The following is a 13832-nucleotide window of genomic DNA, read 5'->3' as shown; positions in this document are numbered from 1 at the left end:
TTTCCCCTCAGGGCAGTACGAGACATGCGCGCAGAAAATCTGGTCACGATTTGCATCACCATGGGGCTGCGCCCCGATGTCTTGCAACAAACGCTCGAAAGCCTCGGCCCCGAGCTGCGCAAGCTCCCGATCATTGGCATCAACGACTTCGGCGATGCCGAAACGAGCGCGGTCTTCGACCAGCTCTGCCCTCATGGGCAACGCATCGATCTGGGCAAACAGGTCGGCCACCACCCCGCCGTCGACGCCATGTATGCCAAGGTGCGCACGCCTTATGTCTTTCACATGGAAGACGATTGGGAATTCACCCGCCACGATTTTTTAGATGACGCCCTGCGCTTGCTAGAGGCCCATCCCGATGTCTCTTCGGTCTGTTTCCGCGACACCGATAACTTCTTCATCGAAGATGCGGCCCGCGCCCAGATCGTCACCGAAGAATGCGCCGGCATCCCCTATGCCCGGATGGATGCGCTCAGCCCCAAATGGTACGGCTATACCTTCAATCCGCATTTGGCCCCGCTTTCCCTTTGGAAAGAGGTCGGCGGCTTCAGCGGTTTCAAACGCGAAAGCCACATCTCGCGCCAATTGCGCAAACAGGGTAAATTCACCGCTTTCATGAAACCCGGCGCTTGCCAGCACATCGGGTTTGTCAGCGTCGCCCACAAACCGCCCTCCGCTTTCAAACGGTTCAAGAACTGGCTGCGCGGGCGGCCCACCCCCAAAGTTTAACCCGTATAAGCCTGTCATCGCCCCGCGCGCCGCAGGAATGAGGTCACATCGATGTCACAGCGCCCAAAGGGATTCGTCATCAATCTGGCCGCCTCCCCCCAGCGACTGGACAGTGCGAAGGCCGAACTGGACGCCGCACAGATCGAGGCGGTCCGCGTGGATGCCTTCGACGGGCGCGAGATCGATCTGGCCCAATTCGCCCCCTATGACGATCGCAAGGCCCGGCGTTTCATGGGCCGGTCGATGACCCAAGGCGAGGTCGGCTGCTACGTCTCGCACCAACGTGCCGCCGCCGCCTTCCTAGAGAGCGGGGATGAGCTTGGTTTCGTCTTCGAAGATGACATCGCCCTGGAACCCACGTTCAGAACCGTCGTGCCAGAGCTGATAGAATGGCTGCGCCCCCGCACCGATTGGCACTGCGTAAACCTGGGCGCGACCCGTTTGAAAATCACCACCCCCATGGCCGAAGTCGCCGGCATTCCGGTGCTCCGCGCTCATTACTTTCCGATGCTCGCCCACGCGCTGATCTGGAACCGTGCCGGGGCCGAGACGTTCCTCGCCGCCTCCGAACCTATCTTCTGCCCCGCCGATAACATGCTCAGACAGGTCCTCACGCGCTCCGACATGGGGCTGGCCACGGCCCAAAGCCTCGTCACAGCAGGCCGGTTCGACAGTGACATTTCCGCTCGCTCTGGAGGGAACAGAGGGCAATACCGGCGCTCCGCCCTCTATGGCCTGCGCAAACAGCGTAGGTTACTATATGAAAAAGCGATGGCTTTCGCCCATAAGCTCGGCCATCGCTAAGGGCACATCAGCCCGGCAGCTGCGCTTTGCGCAAATAGGGCAACACCGTCTTAAACGCCCCGAACTTCGCCTTGGCGTCCTCATCCGACACCGTCGCGGGGATGATCACATCCTCACCCACCTGCCAATCCGCAGGCGTGGCCACAGCGTTCTTCGCCGCCGTTTGCAACCCGTCCAACGCCCGCAGAACCTCGGCAAAATTCCGGCCCACGTTCATCGGATAGGTCATGCTCAGCTTCAACTGCTTATCCGGCCCGATGATGAAAACCGACCGCACCGTGGCGCTGTCATTGGGCGTGCGGCCATCGGGCAGATAGGCCTCCGCAGGCAGCATATCAAAGGCTTTCGACACTTCCAGCCCCGCATCCGCGATGATCGGGAAACCGGCCTCGGCGCCTGCAACCTTCTCGATATCGCCCTTCCACTTCTTATGCTCTTCAACACCGTCGACACTGACGCCGATCACCTTGGTGCCGCGCTTTTCCCATTCCTCGGAAAGCCGCGCCACGGCGCCGAACTCGGTGGTGCAAACAGGGGTGAAATCCTTGGGGTGGGAGAACAGGATCGCCCAATTGTCACCGACGAACTCATGCAGGGAAAATCTGCCCTGATCGGTTTCGACTGTAAGATCGGGAATAGTGTCGTTGATACGCAAGCCCATGATATCCTCCGGGTCAATCTGTGAACAGATAGGTCAGAGGTAATCGCAAACCCCGCCGGTTTCACCCCCCGATCGCCACAAAGCACAACTTCACCGCAGCGCCACGGCCCCCCTTCCCCTTCATCCTTTCTCAAATACCAATCCCGCCCCCACCTCACGGCGCAAGGCCGGGCACGGAGCGCAACTCAAAAAGGCGCCTTGGCCCGCACCTTCGTCGATGCGCCACCCTGCGGATGATTGAACCGCAATTCCTCGCTATGCAGCATCAACCGCGGAAAATCCCGCGCGGGCCCCGTGGCATAGAAAGGGTCGCCCAAAATCGGATGCCCAAGCGCCAGCATATGCACGCGCAGCTGATGGCTGCGCCCGGTCTTGGGGAACAGCCGGAGGCGCGCAGTCTCCCCATCGTTCTTGACCATCTTCCAATCGGTCTGCGCAGGCTTCCCGGTCTCATGGCAGACCATCTGCCGGGGGCGGTTGGGCCAATCGACGATCAGCGGCAGATCGACACCGCCGGATTTCTCCGCTGGCACCCCCCAGACCCGCGCGACATAGGTCTTGCGCGTCATACGCTTTTCGAACTGCAACCCAAGGTGACGCTGCGCATGGGGCGTCAGGGCAAAGATCATCACGCCCGAGGTGTCGCGATCCAGCCGGTGCACCAGCAGCGCTTGAGGAAAGACCGCCTGCACCCGCGTGATCAGGCAATCGGCCAGATGTTCGCCCTTGCCCGGCACGCTGAGCAGCCCCGAAGGTTTGTCGACCAGCAGAACTTCAGCATCTTCATGCAGAATGACCAACGGGTCCTGCGGCGGGTTATATTCGCTATCCATGGCTCCCCCTCGCAGATGCAGCCCCGCGGATCAAGCGGGGGCGATGCCGTCAGGCGACGGCGGCGAAACTATCCTTGAGGATCGCGCTCAGCGCATCGGCATCGGCTTGGGTGAAAGCGTTTGGCTGGTCGCTGTCGATGTCGAAAACGCCCAGCAACTCCCCCGCGCCGTTCCAGACCGGCAGCACCAATTCCGAACGTGTCGAGGAGGCGCAGGCGATATGGCCCGGGAAGGCGTCGACATCCTCGACCAATTGCACCTCGCCCGTGCGCGCCGCGGCCCCGCAGACCCCGCGCGAAAAGGGGATCACCAGACAGCCGTGCCCGCCTTGATAAGGGCCGATCTTCAGCAATTCGGGCGCGGTCACCCGGTAAAAGCCCGTCCAGTCAAAGCGGTCATCCGCGTGATGCACTTCGCAGGCGATGGTGGCCATCAGGGCCACGGCATCGTCTTCGCCCTCGGTCAGGGCGGCGATGGTCTTGGCGAGGGTTTGGTAGTCGACGGTCATGGGGATACTCATATTGCAGACGGGAAAAGGGAGGCGGACCGCCTCTCCCATAAATACTCTAGTTGGCCCGTAGGATCAGGGGCGTTCGATCGCAATCGCGGTGCCTTCGCCACCACCGATGCAGATCGCCGCGACACCACGCTTCAGCCCGCGCTTTTCCAGCGCGTTCAACAGGGTCACCATGATCCGCGCGCCCGAGGCACCGATGGGATGGCCAAGCGCGCAGGCGCCGCCGTTGACGTTTACGATGTCATGCGAGAGGTCCATTTCATGCATGAAAGCCAGCGGCACAACGGCGAAGGCTTCGTTGACCTCCCACAGATCGACGTCCTCTTTCTTCCAACCGATCCGCTCCAGCAGTTTCTGCGCCGCAGGGACAGGTGCCGTGGTGAACAGCCCCGGCGCTTGGGCGTGGCTGGCGTGGCCGACAATGCGGGCGCGGATGGTCTGGCCGCGGGTCTTGGCAGTCTCCTCATCCGCCAGCACCAGCGCCGCCGCCCCATCTGAAATCGACGAAGAATTCGCGGCCGTCACCGTGCCGCCCTCGCGGAAGGCCGGTTTTAGCTGGGGGATCTTCTCGGGCCGGGCGCTGGCGGGCTGTTCGTCGGCGCTGACCGTCGTGCTGCCGCGGCGCGAGGTGACCTCGACCGGGGCAATCTCATCCGCGAAGGCGCCGCTTTCCTGCGCCTCGATGGCGCGCGACAGAGAGGCCAGCGCATAGTCGTCCTGCGTCTCGCGGGTGAACTGGAAGCGTTCGGCGCAATCTTCGGCAAAGGTGCCCATCAGGCGGCCCTTGTCATAGGCGTCTTCCAACCCGTCGAGGAACATGTGGTCGATCACCTGACCGTGGCCGAGCCGCGCGCCGCCGCGCATCTTGGGCAGGACGTAGGGCGCGTTCGTCATGCTTTCCATGCCGCCCGCGACCATCACATCGGTATGACCAAGCGCGATCTGGTCAAAGGCCATCATCGCCGCCTTCATGCCCGAGCCGCACATCTTGTTCAGCGTCGTGGCGGGCACCTCTTCGCTCAGACCGGCTTTGAACCCGGCCTGACGCGCGGGGGCTTGGCCCTGGCCTGCGGGCAGCACGCAGCCCATCAGCACCTCTTGCACCTCGGCAGGATCCGTCTTGCCCAAGGCCGCCTTGATCGCGCTGCCGCCCAATTCCGCGGCGGTCAGCCCTTCAAAGGCCCCTTGGAAACCGCCCATCGGGGTTCTGGCTGCACCGGTTATCACGACATTGCGCATCACGTTCTCCTAGAGTTGCACCGCATACCAGTTGGTAAGGTTTTACGGTTAATCACGTCTCGAACTTCAAAGTCTTGGGGCATGTCTATGGAAGTTTCCGCCAAAACAGAAGACCGCTTTTGCGTGGTCAGCGTGCTGCATGACCGGATCGACGCCGCCGCGGCGCTGGAGTTCAAGGATGCGTTGCGCCGTGCCGCGGCCCATGCGCCGCCGGTGGTGATCCTTGATCTACACCGGGTCAATTTCATTGATTCCAGCGGGCTCGGCGCGATCGTGGCGGCGATGAAACATCTGGCGCCGCAGCGCGCGCTGGTGCTGGCCGGGCTGACCCCGGCGGTGGAAAAGGTCTTTACCCTCACCCGGATGGATAGGGTCTTTGGCATTTTCCACTCGCTTGACGCCGCCCTCACCGCGCATCGAGAATAGCGCGATGCGGCTCTCCGCCGCGCGGTCCGCGCTCTGCCCGTTCGAGATCACCGTTCACAGCGGCCCGCAGGCCGCGCGGGAGGCGCTCACGCTTTTGCTAGACGCGCTCAGCTGCCTTTCGCTCGGGGCCGAGGAGGTCTGCGTGGTGCGTTTGGTGGTCGCCGAAATGCTGAACAATATCGTCGAACACGCCTACCCCGACCCGCACCACCCCGGCCCCATCCATATCGCCTGCCATCACGCGCCCGACGGCCTGCACCTTGCCGTGTCGGACGAAGGGCTGCCGATGCCCGACCTGCAAGTGCCCTTGGGCCTGCCGCAGGAGATCGACCGCCCGGTTTGCGACCTGCCCGAAGGCGGCTTTGGCTGGTTCCTGATCCGCGATCTGGCGAAAGACCTGACGTATCGCCGCTTGGCCCAAGAGAACCGAATCGACCTGCGGCTCCCGGTTGGCTTACCGCCGCGTTAACATCTGCGGCAGCGCGTCCCGCATATTTCCCAAAACGGCCCCGCTGGGATCACAATTGCGCCTTGGTTGCCGGTCATAAACGGGGCTGTAGCTGCATATGGCTTCCCTCGGTGCCGTGTTTAATAGCCCCCACCCAGTACGCGGTGCCGAGGAACTTTCCCCCGCATTGGCAGAACCGAGATCTCCGTCTAGGGTCGCGCTGACGTAATTCAGCGAGGGGCAGCACATGCGCGATTTTCACCTTCCCGGCCGGTCACCGGTCTTGGCCACCAACGGCATCTGCGCCACATCGCATCCGCTGGCGGCGCGGGCGGCGGTCGATATCCTTGCGCGGGGCGGCAACGCGATGGACGCGGCCGTCGCCGGGGCGGTGTTGCTCGGCATTTGCGAGCCGCAGATGACCGGGATCGGCGGCGACTGTTTCGTGCTCTACTCCCCGGCGGGGAGCGAGGAGGTCCATGCCCTTAACGGGTCCGGCTGCGCGCCAGCGGCGCTGGATGCCGCGAAACTGCGGGACCGAGGCGAGCAGACGGTGCCACTGCGCTCGGCGGATGCCGTGACCATCCCCACAGCCATCGACGCCTTCTGCCAGCTCTCCGAAAGCGCCGGCAAACTGGGGTTGGACGCCCTGCTCGCCCCCGCAGTCCACTACGCCGAGGCGGGGGTGCCCGTCGCCCCGCGCGTCGCCTTTGACTGGGCCACCGATGGCGGCACCCTTCAGGGGCGCGCGCGGGATCACTTCCTCATCAACGGCAAAACGCCCCGCACCGGCGACATCTTCCGCGCGCCGGGACAGGCCGAAGTGCTGCGCCGCGTGGCCGCGCAGGGCCGCGATGCCTTCTACACCGGAGAGATCGCCGAGGACATGATCGCCACCTTGCAGGCCGCAGGCGGCAGCCACAGCGCCGCGGATTTCGCCAAGGCCCACGCCGAGGTCACGACGCCCGTGTCAGGCCAGTACAAAGACCTTGAAGTGGTCGAACATCCGCCCAACGGCCAAGGGGCGACCGCCCTGTTGCTGATGAATATCCTTAATCACTTCGACATCGCCGGGATGGACCCGCTGGGGGCCGAGCGGCTGCATATCGAAGCCGAGGCAACCAAACTGGCCTATGACGCGCGCAACCGCTTTCTGGCCGACCCGGACCACACCACCCGGCTTGACCACATGCTGGCGCCTGAAACCGCCCGCGCCCTTGCGGCCCTGATCGACCCCAAACGCGCCATGGCCGCCGCCGCCCCGATCAGCGAGGCGGTGCATAAAGACACGATCTATATCACCGTGGTCGACGGCGACGGCATGTCGGTCTCGCTCATCTATTCGATCTTCCACGGCTTCGGTTCTGGCATCGCCTCGGACAAGTTCGGCATCCTGCTGCAAAACCGTGGCGCGGGTTTCACATTGGAGGAAGGCCACCCGAATGAGCTGAAAGGCGGCAAACGCCCGATGCATACGATCATCCCCGGCATGATCCGCGAGAATGGCCGGGTGACCATGCCCTTTGGCGTGATGGGCGGGGCCTATCAGCCCTGCGGCCACGCGCGCTTTGCCTCGAACCTCACCGATTTCGACATGGACGTTCAAAGCGCCATCGACGCGCCGCGCGCCTTTGCCGATGGGCAGGTGATGAAGGTCGAACGCGGCTTTGGTGGCGATGTGCGCCAAACCTTGAGCGATCTGGGCCATAGGGTCGAAGTGCCCGAAACGGCGATCGGCGGGGCACAGGCGATCCGCATCCGCGAAGATGGCGTGCTGGAAGGTGCGAGCGATCCGCGCAAGGACGGCTGCGCCTTGGGCTATTGATGAAAACGTCTGGCGGGCTGGCAACGGCCCGCCTGGCTCAGTTCATCTGGAAGTGCAGCGGATAGGCACCGTCGGTGAAGGGGCCAAACAGATCGGGGATGTCGGGGTGATCTACAGGCTCCCCCGAATAATCGGCCACGAGGTTCTGCTCCGACACATAGGCCACATAGTAGCTCTGATCGTTCTCGGCCAAGAGATGATAGAACGGCTGATCTTTCACCGGCCGGTTCTCTTCGGGAATCGCCTCATACCATTCTTCGGTGTTGGCGAATTCCGGGTCGACGTCAAAAATCACGCCCCGAAAGGGATGCTTCTTGTGACGGACAATCTGCCCGAGGTGATATTTTGCGCGTGTTCGTATCATAACATGCTGCCCCTACCCCTCGACGGTAGCCCTTTCAAGGGGCTTTTGTCCAATCACAGCGGCTGTGCGCGGGGAAACAGACTGTGAACGCCGCGCCGACAGTGGGTTTCCGGCGGCATCATAGCTGGGGATCAACCGCTTTGCTGCATTTCCGCGAAATACCGCCTGCGCGGAGCCGCATGGTCAGCGCAATACCGCCCAGCAAACCGAGCATTTTCCCAATTTAGTGATGTGATGGAGGGGGTGAATCGGTTAAACTCCTCCGAAAAAACGACCCTAATAAAAAACGAGAGGCGAGAGGCAGATGACCAAGCATTTTTGCGCAATGATGATCGTACTGCTGGTGGCATCCTGCGGCGGCGGGCCTCAAACGGCCCCGCGTGATCTGGATAACGCCTGCACGATCCTGAAAGAGCACCCCGACTACCTGCGCGCATTCCGCGCGACCGAGCGGAAATGGGGTGTCCCCATCCACGTCCAAATGGCCACTATCCACCAAGAGAGCAAATTCGTGGCGGATGCCCGGACGCCGTTCAAATATGTGCTGGGCGTGATTCCGATGGGCCGCCAATCCAGCGCCTTTGGCTATTCGCAGGCTTTGGACGCGACATGGGATGAGTATCTGGAGTCCGAGGGCCGCTGGCGCGCCAAACGCGACCGGATTCGCGACGCGAGCGATTTCATGGGCTGGTACATGAACCTGACGCGGGAGCGGAACGGCGTCTCCCTGCATGACGCCCGCAACCAATACCTCGCCTATCACGAGGGCCACACCGGTTTTGCCCGCAAGAGCTATAACAGCAAGGCGTGGCTGGTCGGGGTCGCGGGCAAGGTCGATTCCCGCGCCAAACTCTATCAACGGCAGATCGCCGGTTGCCGTCTGGGCCGCTGGTAAACCCGCTTACTCCAATGCAAACCGCCCCGGCCTGATCAGCCGGGGCGTTTTTCGTTTCAATAGGGCCGCTTAGCGTCTGCCGCCTGCCCGTGCGCCCGCGGTGTCGAACAGGCTGTTAGAGATATTGCCCCCCACCTGCATGTCACCCAACACAACGGTCGTGGCGCTGCCGTTGCCATCGTTGATGATCCACTGACGCAGCTGCACCGGGTTGCCGGTAAACTTCATCTGGATGTTGCCATATTGCGGGTTGGCGGGGTCTTGGGCCGTGACCGTGGTGGCGGTGCCGTCATAGCTGTGCCCCGTCACCATCTTGGCGCGGCCCAAATTGACGTTGTCGGCCAAGATGATCGACAGCGGTGTTCGCGCCAGCGGATAGGTCTCAGCCGGTTGGTTCGACTTCTTGTCGTAGATCACGACCGTATTCGCCCCCGCGACGACCAGCCCGGAATCCGGCGCGTTATATTCGAAACGTACCTTGCCGGGGCGTTTGATATAGATCGTGCCCGTGCTGATCGACCCGTCATCGTTGATCTGGGTAAAGTCGCCCTTGGCGGTGCGAAGCTGGTTCAGATAGCCCGAAATCTCATTCAGCGACAGTTGCTGCGCCGCCGCCGCGAGGGGGGCTGATACGGCCAGTCCAACCGCCAGAATCGCAGAAGTAAGTTTACGCATGTTGTTCGTCCTGTGTTGCCTCACGTTCAGACATAGGGCGGGTGGCCGTGATATTCGATATCAGGGGGCGGTTTTTCGCTATCGCCCGCCCTGCCCCATAAAAAAAACACCGCCGGGAGGGTGGCCCGGCGGTGTTTCTGATTGTCGCCCCCAAGAGGGGGGGGGGGAGAGGTCGCCCTATGCCTGTTCCGGCACCAGAATCTCACGCTTGCCAACATGGTTCGCCGGTGAGACCAGCCCCTCTTCCTCCATCTGCTCGACCAGACGCGCGGCTTTGTTATAGCCGATCGCCAGTTTGCGCTGAATGTAAGAGGTGGAGCATTTGCGGTCTTTGATCACAACCTGCACGGCGGTGTCATAAAGCGCGTCTTCGCTATCGGTATTGCCGCCAAGGCCCAGCACCGCGTCGATGTTGCTTTCCTTTTCCTCGGACGGCCCTTCGACCACGCCCGAGACATAATCCGGCTCGCCGAATTGCTTGAGGTGGTTGACGATCTCTTCGACCTCTTCGTCGCTGACGAAGGGGCCGTGGCAGCGGGTGATCTTGGCACCGCCCGCCATATACAGCATGTCGCCCATGCCCAAGAGTTGCTCGGCCCCCATCTCGCCCAAGATAGTGCGGCTGTCGATTTTCGATGTCACTTGGAAGGAAATCCGCGTGGGGAAGTTCGCCTTGATCGTGCCCGTAATCACGTCGACCGAAGGGCGCTGTGTGGCCATGATCAGGTGGATGCCGGAGGCCCGCGCCATCTGTGCCAGACGCTGGATGCAGGCTTCGATCTCCTTGCCTGCGACCATCATCAGGTCGGCCATCTCGTCGACGATGACGACGATATAGGGCAGCGCCTCGGGGGTGTTTTCCTCGGTCTCAAAGATCGGCTCGCCGGTGTCCTCGTCGAAACCGGTCTGCACGGTGCGCGAGAACATCTCGCCCTTGGCCAGCGCTTCGCGGACGCGGCCGTTGTAGCCTTCGATGTTGCGCACGCCCATTTTGGACATCTTGCGATAGCGTTCTTCCATCTCGCCCACGACCCATTTCAGCGCCACGACGGCCTTCTTGGGGTCGGTGACGACCGGGCTCAGCAGATGCGGGATGCCGTCATAGACCGACAGTTCCAGCATCTTGGGGTCGATCATGATCATCCGGCATTCCTGCGGTGTCAGCTTGTAGAGCAGCGACAGGATCATCGTGTTGATCGCCACGGATTTACCAGAGCCGGTAGTACCGGCGATCAGCAGGTGGGGCATTTTCGCAAGGTTGGCGACGACCGGATCACCGCCGATGTCCTTGCCAAGCGCCAGCGGCAGGCGGTGGTTGCCATCGCCGAAATCGCGGCTTGAGAGGATCTCGCGCAGGATCACCTTCTCGCGGTTCTCGTTGGGCAGTTCGATGCCGATCACCGAGCGGCCCGGCACGGTGGAGACGCGCGCCGAAAGGGCGGCCATGGAGCGCGCGATGTCGTCTGCCAGACCGATCACGCGGCTGGCTTTGAGACCGGGCGCGGGTTCGAGTTCGTACATTGTGACGACGGGGCCGGGGCGCACGGCGACGATCTCACCTTTCACGCCGTAGTCGTCGAGCACGGTTTCCAGCATCCGCGCGTTTTCCTCCAACGCCTCGTCGCTGAGGTGCAGGCGCTGCACGCTTTCGGGGCTTTCCAGAAGGCTCAGCGGCGGCAGTTCAAACCCGGGGTGCGTGTCGTCGAAGGTCAGGGTGGGCTGCGCTTCGACCTGCGCCTGTTTCGAGGGCTGGACGGGTTTGCGGGCGGGCTGCTGCACCACTTTGCGCGGCTCCGCCACGGGGATCTTCATCGCCTCAGGCGCGGGCGCCTGCTGCAACGGCAGGGTCTCAGACGCCACAGTGTCTTCGTAGGGCGCGGCCATCGGCGCCTGCGCTGCCGGTTCCTGAACCATCGGCTCGGGCGCCGGGGCGGGTGCGGGTGCGGGCTGGGCCTGCGGCCTGCGCAGCAGCGGCTCGGGGCGCAGGGTGGCCGGTTCGGCGGTCAAGGGCGGCTCGGCACGCAGCCCGGCGGGCTGGGCGGCGGGCTGGCTGGTGTTCAGCACCAGCGGGTCCGGCCCACGGCCCCGGCCCTTGGTCAGCGGCGCGGTCGTCGGCGTGTGGATCGCATTGGCATGGCGCACGCGGTTCTTGATGACATCGGCGATCTTGCTTTTGATGCGCTCTTCGCCCGGTGTCTCATCCACGATGGCGTCGCTGTAGGTCTCGATCAGTTCCGGCTCGGGCATGTCGTCTTCGGGTTCGGGCCGTTTGATCAGCCCGGGCATCCGACCGAACAGGCTGCGCGGTTCGGCTTCCGGCTCGGCCACCGGGGCGTGCTGCGCGGCATAGCTCTGTTCGGCTTCCTGCGCGGCCCAGGCTTCGGCGTCTTCGGCTTCCTGACGGCGGCGCTCACGACGTTCGGCCTGACGGGCCGAGAGGTTCTGCGCGGCCACGACGGCCCCATTGGCGCCACGGCCCAGAAGCGTCATCAGCCCGGCATAGGCCATGATCAGACCGACCAGCAGGAACCGCGCGATGCGGAACAGCTCGGCCTTGGTAAAGCCCAAGACGAAGGCGCCCAACGCGAGAATTGCAACCCCCATCAAAAGCGACATCAGCTTGACCGTCAGGGTCGAGCCGATGGGCAGGATCGTCAGCAGCGCGCCCATGACGGTATCGCCAAACAGCCCGCCCAGACCAAAGCTATGGGTCAGCAGCCATTCCTGACCGGGGGCCAGTGTGGCTGCATAGATGGCCCCAAGGGCGACGGCGATGGGGGCAAAGATCAGCCGCCCGAGGGCGCGGTCATCGCCCTGATGCAGCGCGAAACGTCCGCCCCAGAACAGCAGGACGATGGCGATGCCCCAAGCGCCCCAACCGACAATCATGAACAGCGGCGCGGCGATGGAGGCACCGATCCGGCCCATCCAGTTCTGCACCGGCGCATCGGTTGAGACCATCCAGTTGGGATCGTCGGGCGTGTAGCTGCCGATCATCATGGCGGCCATGATGCCCAGCATGATCAGCGCCAGCCCCAGCAGTTCACGACCGCGCTTTTCGATTGCCTCGGCCATGTTGCTGTCTAGCAATGGATCGCGTCCCCGTGTCTGATATGCCATGTCGTCCCTCGCTTATGCCGAATACAGACAATCGCGGATCGCTTCCAATCCGCGCGTCGTTTCGTCTTTTGGGGCCACCAAGGCGACCCGAATGTAATTCTGCCCGGGGTTCCCCCCGGCGACGTTCTGCGCCAGATAGCTGCCGGGCAGCACCCGCACGCCGGTCTCGCGCCAGAGTTTCAGCGCCGCGGCCTCGTCATCCTCGACCGGAAGCCAGAGGAAGAACCCCGCCTCGGGGCTCACATAGCCCGGCACATTGCCAAAGATGCGGTCGGCGATGGCGTATTTCTCTTGGTAGAGCGCGCGGTTCTCTTCCACATGCGCCTCATCCGCCCAAACGGCGGCGGCGGCCTGCTGCAAGGGCAGCGGCAGCGGCGCGCCCGCGTAGTTGCGCAACTGTTTGATCTGGCGCATCGTCTCGGCCCCGCTGGCGGCAAAGCCCGACCGCAGCCCCGGCAGGTTCGAGCGTTTCGACAGCGAATGAAAGATCACCACGCGGTTGCGGCCGGTGCCCAATTCTTTGACCACCTCCAGTGCCCCGGTGGGTGGCGTGTCGCGGTAGATCTCGGAATAGCATTCATCGGCGAAGATCAGGAAATCATACTTCTCGGCCAGCGCGATCAGATCGGCCCAGTAATCGCGCGAGGCGACAACGCCCTGCGGATTGGCAGGGGAGCAGAGATAGGCCGCCGTAGTCCGGCGCAGCACCTCTTCAGGCAGGCTGGCGAAATCTGGCAAATGCCCGGTCTCGGCAGTGGCGGGCACCATGATCGGGTCCGCCTCACCGGAAATCGCGCCGATCATATAGACTTGGTAGAAGGGGTTCGGCATCAGGATGGCCGATTTCTCCCCATTCTTGGTGGGCGGACAAAGCGCGATGACGGCGTTATAGAGCCCCTCGCGCGTGCCGTTCAGGGCCATCACCTCGCTGTCGGGGTCCATTTCGACCCCGTAGCGTCGCGCGATCCATGCCGCGATGGCCGCGCGCAATTCGGGCGAACCGTCGTTCGGCGGGTATTTGTTGAACCCTGCGGCGTGTTTCGTGATCTCATCGGTCACCCAAGCCGGAAACGCATGTTTCGGCTCGCCGATGGTCATATGGATCGGCGTGCCGCCGCCCTCATGCCCGTCAAGCAATGCGCGCAGGCGCGGCCACACGTGGGCCGGAAGGTTCGAAAACCGCTCGGTATACATCATCAAAACTGCCTCGGATCGGGATCATTCGCGCCCCGTTTGCCCCAAGGTACCCAAGGGCGCCTCTCCCGTCCAGAAAAACCGGGGAGTTTTGCCGCCCTT

Annotated in this window: 14 protein-coding genes; 6 read left to right on the top strand and 8 right to left on the bottom strand. The window is 63.1% G+C overall.

Going from position 1 to position 13832, the window contains the following annotated elements; all coding sequences use genetic code 11:
• Positions 1–24: 24 nt before the first annotated feature.
• Together ACGYLD_RS07810 and ACGYLD_RS07805 are read left to right on the top strand one after the other, a co-directional pair.
• Entirely contained in the window at positions 25–729 is a 705-nt protein-coding gene (locus tag ACGYLD_RS07810) for a glycosyltransferase (protein WP_271692911.1), read from the top strand.
• Positions 730–780: 51 nt separating this feature from the next.
• Positions 781–1533 (top strand): glycosyltransferase family 25 protein, encoded by a 753-nt coding sequence (locus ACGYLD_RS07805; protein WP_271692910.1) that lies wholly within the window; start codon positions 781–783, stop codon positions 1531–1533.
• Positions 1534–1540: 7 nt separating this feature from the next.
• Here ACGYLD_RS07805 and ACGYLD_RS07800 read toward each other — a convergent pair whose 3' ends face one another.
• From ACGYLD_RS07800 to ACGYLD_RS07785, 4 genes are all read right to left on the bottom strand, one after another.
• Positions 1541–2194 carry a peroxiredoxin gene (locus ACGYLD_RS07800; protein ID WP_271692909.1) on the bottom strand — a complete coding sequence of 218 codons (654 nt, stop codon included), beginning with the start codon at positions 2192–2194 and terminating at the stop codon, positions 1541–1543.
• 185 nt (positions 2195–2379) lie between these two features.
• Entirely contained in the window at positions 2380–3027 is a 648-nt protein-coding gene (locus ACGYLD_RS07795) for a pseudouridine synthase (protein ID WP_271692908.1), read from the bottom strand.
• 49 nt (positions 3028–3076) lie between these two features.
• Positions 3077–3535, bottom strand: coding sequence for a GAF domain-containing protein (locus ACGYLD_RS07790; protein WP_209218454.1), 459 nt, complete (start codon positions 3533–3535; stop codon positions 3077–3079).
• Positions 3536–3610: 75 nt separating this feature from the next.
• A complete protein-coding gene (locus ACGYLD_RS07785; protein ID WP_271692907.1) occupies positions 3611–4783 on the bottom strand; it encodes an acetyl-CoA C-acyltransferase in 1173 nt (390 codons plus the stop codon).
• Between the two features lie 87 nt (positions 4784–4870).
• On the opposite strand from ACGYLD_RS07785, the gene ACGYLD_RS07780 reads away from it, so the two are divergent.
• The 3 genes from ACGYLD_RS07780 to ACGYLD_RS07770 all read left to right on the top strand — a co-directional run bounded on the left by ACGYLD_RS07780 (position 4871) and on the right by ACGYLD_RS07770 (position 7482).
• Positions 4871–5209, top strand: coding sequence for an STAS domain-containing protein (locus tag ACGYLD_RS07780; protein ID WP_271693780.1), 339 nt, complete (start codon positions 4871–4873; stop codon positions 5207–5209).
• A gap of 4 nt (positions 5210–5213) precedes the next feature.
• Positions 5214–5678 (top strand): ATP-binding protein, encoded by a 465-nt coding sequence (locus tag ACGYLD_RS07775; RefSeq protein WP_271692905.1) that lies wholly within the window; start codon positions 5214–5216, stop codon positions 5676–5678.
• Positions 5679–5904: 226 nt separating this feature from the next.
• Positions 5905–7482 carry a gamma-glutamyltransferase family protein gene (locus tag ACGYLD_RS07770; protein WP_271692903.1) on the top strand — a complete coding sequence of 526 codons (1578 nt, stop codon included), beginning with the start codon at positions 5905–5907 and terminating at the stop codon, positions 7480–7482.
• Positions 7483–7519: 37 nt separating this feature from the next.
• Here the strand turns inward: ACGYLD_RS07770 and hspQ are convergent, their stop codons facing one another.
• Positions 7520–7846, bottom strand: coding sequence for a heat shock protein HspQ (gene hspQ / locus ACGYLD_RS07765; protein WP_067261750.1), 327 nt, complete (start codon positions 7844–7846; stop codon positions 7520–7522).
• A gap of 304 nt (positions 7847–8150) precedes the next feature.
• Between hspQ and ACGYLD_RS07760 the strand changes: the two genes are divergently transcribed.
• Positions 8151–8741, top strand: a complete 591-nt coding sequence (locus ACGYLD_RS07760; protein WP_271692902.1) for a lytic transglycosylase — start codon at positions 8151–8153, stop codon at positions 8739–8741.
• Between the two features lie 69 nt (positions 8742–8810).
• Here ACGYLD_RS07760 and ACGYLD_RS07755 read toward each other — a convergent pair whose 3' ends face one another.
• From ACGYLD_RS07755 to ACGYLD_RS07745, 3 genes are all read right to left on the bottom strand, one after another.
• Positions 8811–9416 (bottom strand): outer membrane lipoprotein carrier protein LolA, encoded by a 606-nt coding sequence (locus tag ACGYLD_RS07755; RefSeq protein ID WP_271692900.1) that lies wholly within the window; start codon positions 9414–9416, stop codon positions 8811–8813.
• A gap of 177 nt (positions 9417–9593) precedes the next feature.
• Positions 9594–12536, bottom strand: a complete 2943-nt coding sequence (locus ACGYLD_RS07750; RefSeq protein WP_394401976.1) for a DNA translocase FtsK — start codon at positions 12534–12536, stop codon at positions 9594–9596.
• 12 nt (positions 12537–12548) lie between these two features.
• Positions 12549–13733, bottom strand: coding sequence for an aminotransferase class I/II-fold pyridoxal phosphate-dependent enzyme (locus ACGYLD_RS07745; RefSeq protein ID WP_394401973.1), 1185 nt, complete (start codon positions 13731–13733; stop codon positions 12549–12551).
• Between the last annotated feature and the right edge of the window lie 99 nt (positions 13734–13832).

It is taken from the genome of Sulfitobacter sp. 1A12056, from assembly GCF_043558125.1.
GTDB lineage: Bacteria > Pseudomonadota > Alphaproteobacteria > Rhodobacterales > Rhodobacteraceae > Sulfitobacter > Sulfitobacter faviae.
Note: the sequence above shows the minus strand (reverse complement) of the source record. Positions and strands in the feature narration are given on the sequence as shown.

What these genes read in the sequence shown, in the direction of transcription:
- ACGYLD_RS07770 (WP_271692903.1), top strand. Translation starts at nt 5,905, where the DNA reads ATGCGCGATTTTCACCTTCCCGGCCGGTCACCGGTCTTGGCCACCAAC.
- ACGYLD_RS07760 (WP_271692902.1), top strand. Translation starts at nt 8,151, where the DNA reads ATGACCAAGCATTTTTGCGCAATGATGATCGTACTGCTGGTGGCATCC.
- ACGYLD_RS07795 (WP_271692908.1), bottom strand. Translation starts at nt 3,027, where the DNA reads ATGGATAGCGAATATAACCCGCCGCAGGACCCGTTGGTCATTCTGCAT.
- ACGYLD_RS07800 (WP_271692909.1), bottom strand. Translation starts at nt 2,194, where the DNA reads ATGGGCTTGCGTATCAACGACACTATTCCCGATCTTACAGTCGAAACC.
- ACGYLD_RS07745 (WP_394401973.1), bottom strand. Translation starts at nt 13,733, where the DNA reads ATGATGTATACCGAGCGGTTTTCGAACCTTCCGGCCCACGTGTGGCCG.
- hspQ (WP_067261750.1), bottom strand. Translation starts at nt 7,846, where the DNA reads ATGATACGAACACGCGCAAAATATCACCTCGGGCAGATTGTCCGTCAC.
- ACGYLD_RS07805 (WP_271692910.1), top strand. Translation starts at nt 781, where the DNA reads ATGTCACAGCGCCCAAAGGGATTCGTCATCAATCTGGCCGCCTCCCCC.
- ACGYLD_RS07790 (WP_209218454.1), bottom strand. Translation starts at nt 3,535, where the DNA reads ATGACCGTCGACTACCAAACCCTCGCCAAGACCATCGCCGCCCTGACC.
- ACGYLD_RS07780 (WP_271693780.1), top strand. Translation starts at nt 4,871, where the DNA reads ATGGAAGTTTCCGCCAAAACAGAAGACCGCTTTTGCGTGGTCAGCGTG.
- ACGYLD_RS07785 (WP_271692907.1), bottom strand. Translation starts at nt 4,783, where the DNA reads ATGCGCAATGTCGTGATAACCGGTGCAGCCAGAACCCCGATGGGCGGT.
- ACGYLD_RS07810 (WP_271692911.1), top strand. Translation starts at nt 25, where the DNA reads ATGCGCGCAGAAAATCTGGTCACGATTTGCATCACCATGGGGCTGCGC.
- ACGYLD_RS07775 (WP_271692905.1), top strand. Translation starts at nt 5,214, where the DNA reads ATGCGGCTCTCCGCCGCGCGGTCCGCGCTCTGCCCGTTCGAGATCACC.
- ACGYLD_RS07755 (WP_271692900.1), bottom strand. Translation starts at nt 9,416, where the DNA reads ATGCGTAAACTTACTTCTGCGATTCTGGCGGTTGGACTGGCCGTATCA.
- ACGYLD_RS07750 (WP_394401976.1), bottom strand. Translation starts at nt 12,536, where the DNA reads ATGGCATATCAGACACGGGGACGCGATCCATTGCTAGACAGCAACATG.